Here is a 14453-nt window from a genome sequence, read left to right on the forward strand (position 1 = left end):
TGACGGCATTTCGTTGCAAGAGGTTAGGCCATGAACAAATCCGTTCTCGTTGTAATGATCTGTATGCTCGCTGCATGCAGCAAGGCCGCACCCACTGATACGGTGGACTCTCTGGTTGCGCATTCCGACCGGTTGCGCAAGGTTGAGAAACAGTGTGCGGATGATTACGCGAAGATGGGGGCTGCCGAATGCAATGCTGCATCCGAAGCAAGGCGCCGTTTGTTCATGGGCAGCGGCCCGCAGTACACCCCGCCCAAAAAGCCGCCGAAATTCTGACTCGTATGTCGGTCGGGCGACCTTGTTGCTGGCTACGCCATCGTGCGCGGGGAAACTCTGTAATTCGCTGCGCATTGCTTCCGCTGGAAATCTTGCGTTTTCGATCTTCACCATCGCTATAACGGTCTTTGACCAGCACTAAGCGTGGCACCGATGCTCCTGGCTATGCGGTACGTTTGCGCCGCATGAAGCGAGAGAACGTCGGAGATCGGCATGAACGGGACTAGTGTGCTGTTCGGCCAGGTGTTGGTGGTGTTCGGCATCGTGGTCGCGGGAATTTGGGTTGCCACCCAATGGACGGCCGCGCACCTGGGTTACCAACTACGCCTCGGTTCGCCATGGTTCGACTGCCTGGGCATTCCCGTCTATCGCCCCTGGCAACTGTTCCAGTGGTGGTACTGGTACGACGCCTATGCGCCACGCCTGTTCCTCAAGGGCGGCACCATCGCTGCATCGAGCGGTGTTGCGGCTGCAGCGATTGCCATCGGCATGTCAGTCTGGCGCGCGCGGCAGTCGCGTCTCGTCACCACCTACGGGTCTGCGCGATGGGCGGATGCTCGCGATATCCGCAAAGCTGGGCTAAACCATCCTGCTGGCATTTTCCTTGGCCTGCATGACGGCCGGTATCTGCGACACGAAGGCCCCGAACACGTCCTGACGTTCGCGCCCACGCGCTCGGGCAAGGGGGTGGGCCTGGTGATTCCGACCTTGCTGACATGGCCGGCTTCGGCTGTCATCCACGACATCAAGGGCGAGAACTGGCAGATCACTGCAGGTTGGCGTGCGCGCTTCTCGCACTGCCTGTTGTTCAATCCCACCGATGCGCGCTCGGCTGCGTATAACCCACTGCTGGAAGTACGGCGCGGCGTGCATGAAGTGCGTGACGTGCAGAACATCGCCGACATTTTGGTCGATCCCGAAGGCGCGCTGGAGCGCCGCAACCACTGGGAGAAGACGTCGCACGCGTTGCTGGTCGGCGCCATTCTTCACGTGCTGTATGCGAGTGCGGACAAGACGCTGCGAGGTGTCGCCAACTTCCTGTCCGATCCGGCGTGCCCGTTTGAGCTGACGCTGCACCGGATGATGACGACGAAGCACTTGGGTGAGGCGCCGCATCCGGTCGTCGCATCCGCCGCGCGCGAAGTGTTGAACAAGAGCGACAACGAGCGTTCGGGCGTGCTGTCCACCGCCATGTCGTTTCTGGGTCTCTACCGCGATCCCACGGTGGCCGAAGTCACCGCGTGTTGCGACTGGCGCATCGCCGACCTGATTTCTGCCGAACATCCGGTGTCGCTGTACCTGGTCGTGCCGCCATCCGACATCAGCCGCACCAAGCCGCTGATCCGGCTGATCCTCAACCAGATCGGCCGACGGCTGACCGAATCACTCGATGGCTCCGACGGTATCGCACGCAAGCACCGTTTGTTGCTGATGCTCGACGAGTTCCCGGCGCTCGGCCGGCTCGACTTCTTCGAGTCCGCGTTGGCCTTCATGGCCGGCTACGGTATCCGCAGCTTCCTTATCGCGCAGTCGCTCAACCAGATCGACAAAGCCTACGGCCAAAACCACTCGATCCTGGACAACTGCCATGTGCGCGTGACGTTCGCCACCAACGACGAGCGCACCGCCAAGCGCATCTCCGAAACGCTAGGCACCGCGACCGAACTGCGCGCGCAACGCAACTATGCCGGTCATCGGTTGGCGCCGTGGCTCGGGCACCTGATGGTGTCGCGCCAGGAAACGGCCCGCCCGCTGCTTACACCCGGCGAGGTGATGCAGCTCCCACCCGACGATGCCGTGGTGATGGTTTCGGGCCGCGCACCAATCCGCGCGAAAAAGCTGCGCTACTACGCCGATGCCAACTTTAAGCGCCGTGTGCTCGCACCGCCGGTATTGGTGCGTGGCCCCTACGTCGATACGCCGGGACGGAGGCCCGACGATTGGAGCGCGCTGCCGATCCCCAAGACGCTGGGTGCGACTGCTTCGGCCAGTGTGTTGCCCGAAGAAAGCGCGGCCGACGACGGTGGCTGGCGTCGCCAGCCTGAACTGGCCGACGAGATGACCTATGCCCCGGCACCCGAAAAGGTGGCCGACGACCTGGCGGTGCTCGATGACGACGAGGTGCCGTTGCCCATGCCTGCGCCGCTCGATCCGCGCCTGCAACGTAATGCACGACTGGCCGCCCTCGACCCTGACGACGGAATCGCACTGTGAGCCAGTACCGCCTCAACCTGTTCATCCCGCCGGAGCACGTCCGACGGCTCGATGAGCTGGCCATCAAGAAAGGCGTCTCGAAGTCGTCCATCGTTGCGGCGGCGCTGGCCTCCTGGTTGTCGCACGATGCCGGCGATCAGCGCGAGGCCGCGATCGCTAAGCGACTGGACCGGCTCACACGCCAGTTCGAGCGCCTGGAGCGCGACCAGTCCATCCAGATCGAAACGCTGGCGCTGTTCATCCGCTACTTCCTGACCGTAAGTGCCCCAGTGCCGGAGGTACATCAGGATGCGGCGCGCGCCCAGGGCAAGGCGCGCTTCGCGCAGTTCGTCGAGCAGTTGGGCCGCCACCTGCTGCGCGGGCACAGCCTCGTGCGCGAGCTGGTGGAGGAGATCCAGCCCGACACGGTACGGCGTGCCGTCGGCGCTGATGTGCAGGCACCGGCGCCGGGAGAGGCGCCATGAGCGCGCAGCCGCACGACATGCTGACGCCGGCAGCCCGTTCGCTGGACCGGCGTGTGCGCATGTTGCGTACGGCGATGGGGCCGCTGATTGCTGCCGCGCTGGACGATCCGGACGTGGTGGAGATCCTGCTCAATCCCGACGGCTCGTTGTGGATCGACCGCCTGTCCAGCGGGCGCGCACCCACGAACGTACAGCTTTCCGCGGCCGATGGTGAGCGCATCATCCGGCTGGTCGCTGCTCATGTGCGCGCCGAAGTGCATGCCGGCAAGCCGCTGCTGTCCGCGGAGTTGCCGGAGACCGGTGAGCGCTTCGAGGGCATCCTGCCGCCGGCGGCGCCAGGGCCGGCCTTCGCGTTGCGCAAGCGCGCGGTCGGTGTGATCCCGCTCGAACGCTACGTCACCGACAGGATGATGTCGGCCGCGCAAGCAGGTTTCCTTGTTCGTGCCGTGCGCGAGCGCCAGAACATCCTGATCGCCGGTGGCACGAGCAGCGGCAAGACCACGCTCGCCAATGCCTTGCTCGCGGAGATCGCTGCGACCGGTGACCGCGTGCTGGTCCTCGAAGATACCGTAGAGATGCAGTGCGCGGCGCGCGACCACGTGCCGTTGCGCACGCTGCCCGGTGTCGTCTCTATGACGGAACTCGTGCGCGCCACGATGCGGTTGCGTCCCGACCGAGTGATCGTCGGCGAGGTACGCGGCGGCGAGGCCCTCGATCTGGTCAAGGTGTGGGGTACCGGTCATCCGGGCGGCATTGCCACCGTCCATGCCGGCTCGGCGCACGGCGCGCTGCTGCGCCTGGAGCAACTGATTCTCGAAGTCGCCGTGACCCCGCCGCGCGCGCTGATCGCCGAGGCGATCAATGTCGTCGTCTTCATCGCCGGACGCGGCCGTATGCGACGCATTCAGGACATCGCCCACGTCGTCGGTTTCGACGAGCGCGGTTATCGGCTCGATCCCGTACTGGGTGCGTCGCCTTCTTCCCTGGCTTCCTCGTCAGTCACATCAGGAGTCCCGTCATGACGCGAATCCGCCTTTACGACGATCCGCTTTTCCGTAAAGCCTTGCCTTGGCTGCTCCTGCTGATGTGCCTGGCGGCAACGGTTGCGCACGCGGCCGGCTCGAACATGCCGTGGGAAGCGCCCTTGCAATCCATCCTCGATTCGATCCAGGGGCCGGTCGCCAAGATCATTGCGGTCATCATCATAATCGTGACGGGCCTCACGCTCGCGTTCGGCGACACCAGCGGCGGCTTTCGGCGACTGATCCAGATCGTGTTCGGACTGTCGATTGCCTTCGCGGCATCGAGCTTCTTTCTGTCGTTCTTCTCGTTCTCCGGCGGCGCGGTGGTGGCATGAATGAGTCCACCGCCACCGGCTTCGAGGTGCCGCTGCATCGGTCGCTGACCGAACCGATCCTGATGGGCGGCGCGCCGCGCACCGTGGCCATCGCCAACGGTACGCTGGCCGCCGCCGTGGGGCTGGGGCTGCAACTGTGGGTTCCGGGTATCGCACTGTGGCTGATCGGCCATTCGCTCGCCGTGTGGGGCGCGCGTATCGATCCGCAGTTCATGTCCGTCTTCGCGCGGCACCTGAAGCATCGACCCCTGCTGGACGTGTGAGGCCGATGCCATGTTGCACCTTGCCGAATACCGCCAACGTCCCGCGCTACTCGCGGACTGGCTGCCGTGGGCAGGCCTGGTCGCGCCGGGCATGGTGCTCAACAAGGACGGCGCGTTCCAGCGCACGGCGCGTTTTCGCGGACCGGATCTGGACAGTGCGACGCAAAGCGAACTGATCGCCACGACCGCGCGCCTGAACAATGCACTGCGCCGGCTGGGATCAGGCTGGGCGCTGTTCATCGAGGCCGAACGCCGGCCGGCCGCGGACTACCCGCACTCGGATTTTCCCGAACCGCTGTCCTGGCTGGTGGACGAAGAGCGTCGCGCCGCCTTCGAGGAAGCCGGCAGCCATTTCGAGAGCGCCTATCACCTGACGCTGCTGTACCTGCCGCCCGAAGAATCGCGGGCGCGGGCCGGCAGGTTGCTCTACGAGAACACGCCGACCCGCGCGGTGGACTGGCACGAACGGCTGTCCGCTTTCGACGCCGAAACCGATCGCGTATTTGATCTGCTCGACGGGGTGATGCCGGAGATTGCCTGGCTGGACGACAGCGAGACGTTGACCTACCTACACGGCTGCATTTCGACGCGTCGCCATGCCGTCGGCGTCCCTGAGGTGCCGTTCCATCTGGACGCGCTGCTGGCCGACACCGCACTGGTGGGAGGGTTGGCACCGATGCTGGGCGACCAGCATGTGCGTGTGGTGACGGTGCGAGGCTTTCCGACGACGACCTGGCCGGGGATGCTCGATGACCTCAACCGCCTCGGTTTCACCTACCGCTGGTCCGCGCGCTTCCTGTGCCTGGACAAGGCTGAGGCCGAGAAAGAGTTGGGCCGGTTGCGCCGGCAGTGGTTCGCCAAGCGCAAGAACGTCGTCGCGCTCTTGCGCGAGACGATCTTCCAGCAGGAATCGCCGCTGGTCGATACCGACGCCAGCAACAAGGCGAGCGACGCCGACGCCGCCCTGCAGGAGCTGGGCAGTGACCAGGTGGCCTTCGGTTACATGACCACGACCGTCACCGTCATGGATGCCGACGCGGCAGTCGCCGACGAAAAGCTGCGCATGGTCGAGCGAGTCATCCAGGGGCGCGGCTTCGTGACGATTCCCGAAACGCTCAATGCGGTGGAAGCGTGGCTGTCTTCGATTCCGGGCCATGCCTATGCCAACGTGCGTCAGCCGATCATCTCGACCTTGAACCTCGCGCACCTGATGCCGGTGTCGGCCGTGTGGGCAGGACAAGAGAAGAACACCCATCTCGATGGGCCGCCACTGATCGTCACGCGCACCGATGGCGCCACGCCGTTTCGCCTCGTGACGCACATCGGTGACGTGGGCCATATGCTGGTGGTCGGCCCCACCGGCATGGGTAAGTCCGTGCTGCTGGCCGTGTTGGCGATGCAGTTCCGGCGCTATCGCGGCGCGCGCATTTTCGCGTTCGACATGGGCCGCTCGATGCGGGCCACGATCTTAGGGTTGGGCGGCGAGCACTACGACCTGGGCACGGATGGCGCGATCGCGTTCCAGCCGCTCGCGCGCATCGACCAGGAGGGCTATCGCAGCTGGGCCAGCGAGTGGATCGAAGGCCGCCTATCGCACGAGGGCGTGGTCATTGGCCCCGACGAGAAGGCGGCCATCTGGTCGGCGCTGGGAAGTCTCGCTGGCGCGCCGATGGAACAACGCACGATGACCGGCCTGTCGGTGCTGCTGCAATCGAACGCGCTGCGCCAGGCAGTCGCGCCCTATGTGCTGGGCGGCGCGCACGGCAAGCTGCTCGATGCCGATCACGACCGCTTGGGCCGTGCCGACGTGCAGGGCTTCGAGATGGAGGAGTTGATGCACAGCAAGGCCAAGGTGCTGGCCGTGCTGCATTACCTCTTTGCGCGCTTCGATGAGCGGTTCGACGGCGCGCCGACGCTGCTGATCCTCGACGAGTCGTGGTTGTTCCTCGATGACCCGGTGTTTGCCGCGCGTATCCGCCAGTGGTTGAAGACGCTGCGCAAGAAGAACGTCAGCGTCATCTTCGCTACGCAGTCGCTGGCCGACATCAAGGAGTCGAGCATCGCGCCCGCGATCATCGAGAGCTGTGCGAGCCGCATCTTCCTGCCGAACCCGCAGGCGACCGAGCCGCAGATCCGCACGATCTACGAGGGCTTTGGCCTGAACAGCCGGCAGATCGAGATCGTCGCCACCGCAGAGCCCAAGCGCGACTACTACTACCAGTCGCGGCTGGGTAATCGCCTGTTCGACCTCGACCTTGGGCCTGTCGCGCTGGCCTTCGCCGGCGCTTCGACGCCCCAGGACCAGCACGCCATCGACCGCGTGATGCTCGATGTCGGTGCGCCGGGGTTCACGGGCGCTTGGCTACGCCACACCGGCCTCGATTGGGCCGCCGACCTCATTCCCTCGCTTCCCACCTCATCGGAGATTCGGCCATGAAGAAGACCTGGCTGGCCGCCGCTGCGGCCGTGTTGTTCACGTGTTCGTCCACGAGCTTCGCGCAGTGGGCGGTGTTCGACGTCGCGAACTATTCGCAGAACCTGCTCACCGCCGCGCGCGAGCTGCAGCAGATCGACAACCAGATCCAGCAGTTGCAGAACGAAGCGACGATGCTGGACAACCAGGGCCGCAATCTCACCAGCCTCAACTACAACGCGCTGTCGCAGTTGCTCGCCACGCTGGCGAGCACCAATCGGTTGATCGCGCAGGCGCAGGGATTGACGTTCAACGTCGCGCAGTCACAGGCGGCGTTCAACCGGCTGTATCTGTCGTCCTACGGCGCCGGCACAAGTAACGCGCAGATGGTGCAGGACGCGCAAGCGCGCTGGCAGACCTCGGTGCAGGCGTTGCGGACCGCGACGCAGATGCAGTCGCAGGCCGCGCAGAACCTGCTGTCGGACCAGAGCGTTTTGAGCGGGCTGGTCACGCAGAGCCAGGGTGCGGTCGGTGGTTTGCAGGCCAGTCAGGCGACCAACCAGTTGTTGGCACTGATCGCGCGCCAGGCGATCCAGGCGCAACAGCTCACCGTGTCGCAGGATCGCGCGTCGGCGCTGGATCAGGCCCGCGCGGCAGCCGACGAAGCGCAGGCCGAGCAGGTGCGGTTGCGCTTCATCGGCCATGGCCCGCAATACACCCCGCGACACGTGGACTTCTACGGGAACTGAGGCCATGACGCGCGCATTTTTCCTGTCCGTCGTCGTGGTGCTGGCCGCCTGTGGCCGGCATGCACCTGCATTGACGGTGGAGGCGCTGGCCCACGATCCGCAGCGGTTGAGGCCATTGCATCATCGGTGCGCGGTGGCTCGCGCGCAGGTCGGTGAAGCGGCCTGCCGGATCGTGGATGCGGCATATGCGCGGCGTTTCTTCCTCGGCCTCGGTGGCCCCGGTGAATACCGGACGCTGGCCTCGTTGCCGCCGATTCCGGCGAGCTTCGACCAGTCCGATAACGGAACACGGCCATGAACGATCTTTCCGTCATCGACCAGTTCCTGGCCGTCTTCTCGCAGTACATCGACTCAGGCTTCGGCCTGCTGCACGGTGAAGTCGCGTATCTCTCGGCCACGCTGATCGTCATCGACATGACGCTGGCGGGCCTGTTCTGGGCGATGGGCGGCGAGGACGTGCTGGCCAAGCTCATTCGCAAGACGCTCTATGTCGGCGCCTTCGCCTACATCATCGGCAACTTCAACACGCTCGCCGGCATCGTGTTCCGCTCGTTTGCGGGTCTCGGGCTACTCGCCGCTGGTTCGACCGTCAGCATCGGCGACTTCCTGCAACCGGGACGGTTGGCGCAGATCGGCGTCCAAGCCGGCCAACCGATCCTGCAACAACTCGGCACGATGTCCCACGGGTTCACGGCCGTCTTCAGCAACCTGGACATGATCGCGGTGCTGCTGCTCGCGTGGATCATCGTGGTCATCAGCTTCTTCTTCCTGGCGGTGCAGCTTTTTGTCACGCTGATCGAGTTCAAGCTGACCACGCTGGCCGGCTTCGTGCTGGTGCCGTTCGCGCTGTGGAACAAGACCGCGTTCCTCGCCGAAAAGGTGCTTGGCAACGTGGTGTCCTCAGGCGTCAAGGTGTTGGTGCTGGCCGTGATCGTCGGCATCGGTTCGACGATCTTCGGACAGTTCCAGACACCCGCCGGCGCCGATCCATCGCTGAACCACGTACTCGCCATCATGCTGGCGTCGCTCACGATGCTGGGCCTGGGGATCTTCGGGCCGGGTATCGCCACGGGGTTGGTATCCGGTGCCCCACAGCTCGGTGCCGGGGCGGCGGCCGGCACGGCGCTCGGTGCCGCGGGTCTGGCCGTTGCCGGTGGTGCAGCTGTTGCGACAGGCGGTGCCGCTGTCGCCGCCGGCTCACGCCTGGCCGCGCGCGGGGTCGTGGGCACGGCGCGTGCGGCTAGCGGCGCCGCCTCGGCATATCGCGCTGGCACGGCGGCGTCGGGCGCGACCGGGGCGCGAGCCTTCGGCGCCGGCATGGCCAACGTCGCGCGCAGCGGCGCACAAGCCGCTGGGCAGCGCATGGCGACTCGCGCTCGTGCCGCGCGGAATCGTGTCGCCTCGGCAGTCGGTGCCACGCCTGCTTCAAGCGCACCCGCTGGTGGTGCATCCGGTACATCGGCCGCCGCCGCATCGCCCACCGACAGGGCGCCTGACTGGGCGCAGCGGCTGCAACGCCGCCAGCGCGTCGCGCACGGCACCTCGACCGCCGCGCACGTCGTCCGTTCGGCCGATCACGGCGGCGGTGGCGCAGCGCCCGAACTGCACGATTCCTCGAACGAGTAGGGGAGGCGAACGATGCGCTTCAAACGACCCGGCGTGCGCTACAGCGAATCACCTGTGCCCGCGACGCCGTATCAAGCTGCTGCACAGGTGTGGGATGAACGGCTCGGCAGCGCCCGTGTGCAGGCAAAGAACTGGCGGTTGATGGCCTGCGGATGCTTGGGGCTCGCCGTGTTGATGGCGGCTGGCTTGGTGTGGCAGTCTGGCCAGTCGCGCGTCACGCCCTACGTGGTGGAAGTCGATCATACGGGCGAAGTCCGCGCGGTCGGCGCGGCGACGACGCCGTACAAACCGGCCGATGCGCAGATCGCCTATCACCTGGCACGCTTCATCACCGACGTGCGCTCGCTGTCGATCGACCCGGTAGTAGTACGGCAGCACTGGCTCGAAGCCTACGGCTACACCACCGACCGCGGTGCGGCGGTCTTGAACGACTACGCGCGCGCCCACGATCCCTTCGCCCACGTCGGCCAGGATTCCGTCTCCGTGGACGTGACCAGCGTGGTGCGCGTCAGCGATGCCTCGTTCCAGGTGCGCTGGATCGAGCAGCACTACCACCAGGGCTCGCCTACGGGCATCGAGCATTGGACCGCCATGCTGACGCTGGTCATGCAGACGCCGCGTACCGAGCAGCAGGTGCGCCGCAACCCCCTCGGTATCTACGTCAACGGCCTGTCCTGGAGTCGTGATCTGGACGCGCCGGAAGGAGCGAAGAAGCCATGAAACACGCCATCACCGTCACTGCCTGCCTCGCCCTGCTGGGCGGACTTGCTGGCTGCGCTACCCAGGGCAAGCCTCCGCCCACGATCTCACTGGATGAATCCGTCAAGGCGCTACCGCTACCCGAGCCACCCAAGCCGATCGCCGTGGTGACGGTGCCCAAGCCCTTGCCGCTGCCGGATCAGATGAAGCCTCTGCCGACGGCCGCCGACGCCACGCCGGCACCCCAGCCGGCCGATGCGAAGGCCCGCGTCGAACAAGCGAATGCCGAGGCGAGCGTGGCACCCACGCGCGAGGGCTACATCAACGCGATCCAGGTCTGGCCGTTCTCCGACGGGGCGCTCTATCAGGTCTATACGAGTCCGGGCCGAGTGACGGTCATTTCGTTGCAGGCGGGCGAGCAGCTGGTCACGGTCGCGGCTGGCGATACGGTGCAATGGATCGTGGGTGATACGACCAGCGGCAGCGGTGCGAGCCGGCACGTGGCCGTGATGGTCAAGCCGGTGCGTGCGGGGATCAATACCAACCTCGTCATCACGACGAGCCGGCGCACTTATTTACTGGAACTCACCTCCACACCGAAAGCGTGGATGGCCTCAGTGTCGTGGCAGTACCCGAAGGACCAGATGCTGGCCTTGCAGGCCCAGGCGCAAGCGGCCGATGCGCAGACACCGGCCGCCTCGGGCCTTTCGCTGGATCAGTTGCACTTCCGTTATGCGATCACGGGGGATAACCCACCGTGGAAGCCGGTACGTGCGTTCGACGATGGGCAGCACGTCTACATCCAGTTTCCGGCTGGCATTGCGCAAGGTGAGCTGCCCCCGCTATTCGTTGTCGGGCCGGACGGCAAGGGTGAGTTGGTGAACTACCGTTTCCACGCGCCTTACGACATCGTGGATCGCCTGTTCGGCGCGGCCGAGCTGCGGTTGGGGGGAGACAAGGCGGCCGTGGTGCGTATCGAGCGCACCGATGGTGTGGGCGCGGGAGCGGATCATGGACACCGCTGATCGCGAACCACAGCCCGCGCCGAAAGTGGCGCCCGAGGGCGTCGCGCTGCGAGCGGCACCGCGTCCGGTGACGCGATTGAATCGCCGCACGCTGGCGATCTCCGCCACGGCGCTGGCGGTCGCCGTCGCCGGAGCGTCGATGTGGGCGCTGCAATCGAAGGGTCGGCGAGGTTCCGTCGATCAAACCGAGCTGTACAACGTCGATCGCGTGGCGAAGGCGGACGACCTGGATCAATTGCCGGCAGACTACTCGAAGCTGCCCGCGAAGCCCGCCCCAGTGTCGGCGGCCAGCGTGCCGCAGCTCGGGCCGCCGCTACCGGGTGATTGGGGCGCCGCGTCGGCCAGATCATCGTTGCCGAACGGCGGGGCCTATCCGGGATCATCGGCCAAGAGTATCGACCGGCAGCGCCAGGCGGAGGAAGTCGCCCGTTCATCGGTCTTCTTCCGCACCAGCAACCCCACGGGCAAAACGGACGCGGCCACGACGACCGCCCAGATACCGGCCATACCGAATGCGTCGGCCGGGCCGTTCAATCCGATGGGTATCGGGCCGGCATCCACCGCGGCGCAGCCCAACGACCCGACGGCGATCCAGAACCGGCAGAACCAGAAGGAGGTGTTCCTGACCAAAGGCGGCGATGCCGCCACCAGGAACACCGGCGCCTTGCAGGCGCCGGCTTCGCCGTACACGGTGATGGCCGGCACGGTGATCCCGGCCGCGCTGGTGACGGGCATCAATTCCGACCTGCCGGGACAGATCATCGCCGAGGTCACGCAGCCGGTGTATGACACCGCCACGGGTCACTATCTGCTGATCCCACAGGGTTCGCGCCTGATCGGCCGCTACGACAGCCAGGTGGCCTTCGGCCAGCGGCGGGTGCTGCTGGTCTGGCTGCGCCTGGTGTTGCCGGATACCTCGTCCATCGCGCTGGACAAGCTGCCTGGCATCGACCCGGCCGGCTACACCGGGCTGGAGGATGGTGTGGACTGGCACTGGAGCCGCCTCCTGTCAGGCGCGGCCCTGTCCACGCTGCTCGGCGTCAGCTCGGAACTGGCTGTCTCGAACGAGGGCAACGTCAACGGCAACGCGGTCATCGCCCTGCGCGACAGCGCGCAGGACACCACCAACCAGGTCGGCCAAGAGATCACGCGACGCAACTTGAGCATTCAGCCGACGCTGACCGTGCGGCCAGGATTCCAGGTCAACGTGATGGTGGACAAGGATCTGGTGCTGCGACCGTATCAGCCGATGTTCTTTCAGCGAGGACCGATGCCATGAGTCCATCTCCGAAGAAACTGCGGCTCGGGCCGCTGCCGGACACGCAGAGCGTCAAGCTGACCTTTGTGTGCCCCGCTCGCCTCAAGGCCGATCTCGACCGATATGCCGCACTGCATGCACAAACCTACGGCGACGTGGTCGATGCGGTAACGCTGATTCCGCTCATGCTCGAAGCGTTCATGACTGGAGATCGAGGATTCAGGCGGAGGAGGGCAGCATATGGCTCGCAACGTGACGGTTGAACCATCGCCCTCGGAAGTCCATTCGATTACGCTGCCCATGCCCTGTCCGCTGCCAGCCACCGGCTATCTGCGGTTGCACCAGATCATCGGTCGACCGGCGCGACAGGGGCAACCGGCGATTCCGCCGCTGATCCCCGTGTCGCGCTCGACGTGGTGGGCGGGCGTGAAGTCCGGCCGCTACCCGCAACCGACGCGCTCCCTTGGTGAGCGGATCACCGCGTGGCGCATCGAGGATATTCGCAGACTCCTCGACATTGGGCGCGCGCCCAGGATGGACGATGACGCATCGGGTGGAACGACGCGCGCCGCGTAGGGGAAGGAGCCGCGTGTTCTGCTGCCGCGGTGGCTTCAGCGTCCGGCAGCGTCGCGGTGTGTTGGTGCGGATCGATGCGAGCTCTGAACGCGACCTTCGGCCGGTGTACGTCCCCGGTGTGCGGAGGGCTGCTTGGCGCGAGCCGAATGCGGGTCGGTGGTGGGTCGCGCAGCCGTGGCGCCTGGCGCGTTCGAGGCGACGTGTGTGCGGTGCTGATCCAGATAGTCCGCCCAAGTCTGCATGACCTCGCGGCGCTGGTCGTCGAAGGTGGTCCGATCGTAGGCCTTCTGCACCTCGCCCCGCTTGGCGTGGGCGAGCTGCGCTTCAAGCACGTCGATGTCCACACCCAGACGTTCACGCGCCATCGTGCGCAGCGTGCCGCGGAAACCGTGCGTGGCGTGCTTGCCCTGGAACCCCATGTCTCGGAGTGCCTTGCTCAGGGCATCACGGTGTAGATGGGGTGTCGTTTGTTTCGCGGGCGACGGAAACACGTAGGCCTGCCGAGCGGGCAGCGCAGCACGACGGGTTCGCAACATGGCGATCGCCTGGCGCGGCAACGGCACGATATGGTCATGTCCCATCTTCATCAGTGCCCCGGGGATGTGCCATTCGGCGGCGTCAAGGTCGATGTGTGGCCACTGCGCCGAGGCGACGATGGCGGGGCGCAGGGCCGTCCAGGAGGCGAACAGCAACGCGTCGCGCGTCGTGGGCGAACCATAGCCGTCGATGGCGCGGAGCAGCGGGCCGAGCTCGTCGGGGCGAGTGATCGCCGCGATGTGGTGTTTCTCGTAGGTCGGTATGACGCCGCGTAGTGCCAGCACCTTGCCGTCCTCGCGCAGGCCTTCCTTGATGGCGTAGTCGACGATGCCGTTGAGGTATTGCCGGGCCTTGGTTGCCAGGTTGGGTGCGCGCGCGGCGATGTCGCGAAGTATCGGGGTACAATCCTTGGTAGTGAGCGCGGTGGCCGAGTGACGCCGCAGGGCGGGAATCAGGTCACCTTCGACCACAAGCTTCATCTTGCGGTAGGTCTCGGTGCCGACCGTGCCTTCCTTGAAAGCGAGCCACGCCTTAGCAACGATCGGGAACAGTCCGTCGCGTTCGCGCAGGCGGGCGTCGGCTTGTTCGCGCTTGTGCCGGACCGGATCGACGCCGTCGTAGAGCAATCGCCGGGAGTCGTCCCGCTTGCGGCGGGCGAGGGCGAGCGGAATCAGCGGCCACGGTCCCAGGCTCATCATTTGCGACTTGCCGGCATAGCGATATCGCAGGCGCCAGTGCTTGCGTCCGTTCGGATGCACTTCGAGGCACAGACCCGTCGCGTCCGAAACGCGATAAACTTTCGTCTTCGGCTTCAACGACTTGATGGCGATTTCCGTGAGCATCGTAATCCGAAGTTCGACTTCCGGAAGATACTCACAAACGTACTCACATTGGAGGCCGGTTGCAAGCGATGTTCCTCGGATCACATCGGACGCAAAGACAACAAAAAAACCCCGCCGTGGCGGGGTTTCTTGGACTTCCTCGGACGCTATCGGC

Annotated in this window: 16 protein-coding genes; 15 read left to right on the forward strand and 1 reads right to left on the reverse strand. The window is 65.6% G+C overall.

Annotated elements, in window-relative coordinates; all coding sequences use genetic code 11:
- Window positions 1-30 precede the first annotated feature (30 nt).
- The 15 genes from ACFPPB_RS07740 (at window position 31) to ACFPPB_RS07810 (ending at window position 12920) form a co-directional block, all read left to right on the forward strand.
- A complete protein-coding gene (locus ACFPPB_RS07740) occupies window positions 31-276 on the forward strand; it encodes an EexN family lipoprotein (RefSeq protein ID WP_377326020.1) in 246 nt (81 codons plus the stop codon).
- 213 nt (window positions 277-489) lie between these two features.
- Complete coding sequence (locus tag ACFPPB_RS07745; RefSeq protein WP_377326022.1) at window positions 490-2490, forward strand: conjugal transfer protein TraG; 2001 nt, start codon at window positions 490-492, stop codon at window positions 2488-2490.
- Entirely contained in the window at window positions 2487-2954 is a 468-nt protein-coding gene (locus ACFPPB_RS07750) for a CopG family transcriptional regulator (RefSeq protein WP_377326024.1), read from the forward strand. Before ACFPPB_RS07745 ends, ACFPPB_RS07750 begins: the two co-directional genes overlap by 4 nt.
- A gap of 59 nt (window positions 2955-3013) precedes the next feature.
- Complete coding sequence (gene trbB / locus ACFPPB_RS07755) at window positions 3014-3976, forward strand: P-type conjugative transfer ATPase TrbB (protein WP_465269355.1); 963 nt, start codon at window positions 3014-3016, stop codon at window positions 3974-3976.
- Window positions 3973-4311, forward strand: coding sequence for a TrbC/VirB2 family type IV secretion system protein (locus ACFPPB_RS07760; RefSeq protein ID WP_377326028.1), 339 nt, complete (start codon window positions 3973-3975; stop codon window positions 4309-4311). The genes trbB and ACFPPB_RS07760 overlap by 4 nt, the downstream gene beginning before the upstream one ends.
- Window positions 4308-4574 carry a VirB3 family type IV secretion system protein gene (locus ACFPPB_RS07765; RefSeq protein ID WP_377326030.1) on the forward strand — a complete coding sequence of 89 codons (267 nt, stop codon included), beginning with the start codon at window positions 4308-4310 and terminating at the stop codon, window positions 4572-4574. The genes ACFPPB_RS07760 and ACFPPB_RS07765 overlap by 4 nt, the downstream gene beginning before the upstream one ends.
- A 10-nt stretch (window positions 4575-4584) precedes the next feature.
- Window positions 4585-7011, forward strand: coding sequence for a conjugal transfer protein TrbE (trbE, locus tag ACFPPB_RS07770; protein WP_377326032.1), 2427 nt, complete (start codon window positions 4585-4587; stop codon window positions 7009-7011).
- Window positions 7008-7736 carry a P-type conjugative transfer protein TrbJ gene (gene trbJ, locus ACFPPB_RS07775; protein ID WP_377326034.1) on the forward strand — a complete coding sequence of 243 codons (729 nt, stop codon included), beginning with the start codon at window positions 7008-7010 and terminating at the stop codon, window positions 7734-7736. The genes trbE and trbJ overlap by 4 nt, the downstream gene beginning before the upstream one ends.
- A gap of 4 nt (window positions 7737-7740) precedes the next feature.
- Window positions 7741-8034 carry a hypothetical protein gene (locus tag ACFPPB_RS07780; protein WP_377326036.1) on the forward strand — a complete coding sequence of 98 codons (294 nt, stop codon included), beginning with the start codon at window positions 7741-7743 and terminating at the stop codon, window positions 8032-8034.
- Window positions 8031-9362 carry a P-type conjugative transfer protein TrbL gene (gene trbL / locus ACFPPB_RS07785; protein ID WP_377326038.1) on the forward strand — a complete coding sequence of 444 codons (1332 nt, stop codon included), beginning with the start codon at window positions 8031-8033 and terminating at the stop codon, window positions 9360-9362. Before ACFPPB_RS07780 ends, trbL begins: the two co-directional genes overlap by 4 nt.
- A gap of 12 nt (window positions 9363-9374) precedes the next feature.
- Window positions 9375-10082: a conjugal transfer protein TrbF gene (gene trbF / locus ACFPPB_RS07790; protein WP_377326040.1), complete on the forward strand. Its 708-nt coding sequence runs from the start codon at window positions 9375-9377 to the stop codon at window positions 10080-10082.
- Window positions 10079-11086, forward strand: coding sequence for a P-type conjugative transfer protein TrbG (trbG, locus tag ACFPPB_RS07795; RefSeq protein WP_377326042.1), 1008 nt, complete (start codon window positions 10079-10081; stop codon window positions 11084-11086). Before trbF ends, trbG begins: the two co-directional genes overlap by 4 nt.
- Window positions 11073-12365, forward strand: coding sequence for a TraB/TrbI/VirB10 family type IV secretion system protein (locus tag ACFPPB_RS07800; RefSeq protein ID WP_377326044.1), 1293 nt, complete (start codon window positions 11073-11075; stop codon window positions 12363-12365). Before trbG ends, ACFPPB_RS07800 begins: the two co-directional genes overlap by 14 nt.
- Window positions 12362-12607, forward strand: coding sequence for a DUF2274 domain-containing protein (locus ACFPPB_RS07805; protein ID WP_377326046.1), 246 nt, complete (start codon window positions 12362-12364; stop codon window positions 12605-12607). Before ACFPPB_RS07800 ends, ACFPPB_RS07805 begins: the two co-directional genes overlap by 4 nt.
- Entirely contained in the window at window positions 12585-12920 is a 336-nt protein-coding gene (locus ACFPPB_RS07810) for a helix-turn-helix transcriptional regulator (RefSeq protein WP_377326048.1), read from the forward strand. Before ACFPPB_RS07805 ends, ACFPPB_RS07810 begins: the two co-directional genes overlap by 23 nt.
- Before the next feature lie 35 nt (window positions 12921-12955).
- Here ACFPPB_RS07810 and ACFPPB_RS07815 read toward each other — a convergent pair whose 3' ends face one another.
- A complete protein-coding gene (locus ACFPPB_RS07815; protein WP_377326050.1) occupies window positions 12956-14383 on the reverse strand; it encodes a tyrosine-type recombinase/integrase in 1428 nt (475 codons plus the stop codon).
- Window positions 14384-14453: the final 70 nt, after the last annotated feature.

Origin of the sequence: Rhodanobacter terrae (genome assembly GCF_042657005.1) — a bacterium.
Taxonomy (GTDB): domain Bacteria; phylum Pseudomonadota; class Gammaproteobacteria; order Xanthomonadales; family Rhodanobacteraceae; genus Rhodanobacter; species Rhodanobacter terrae.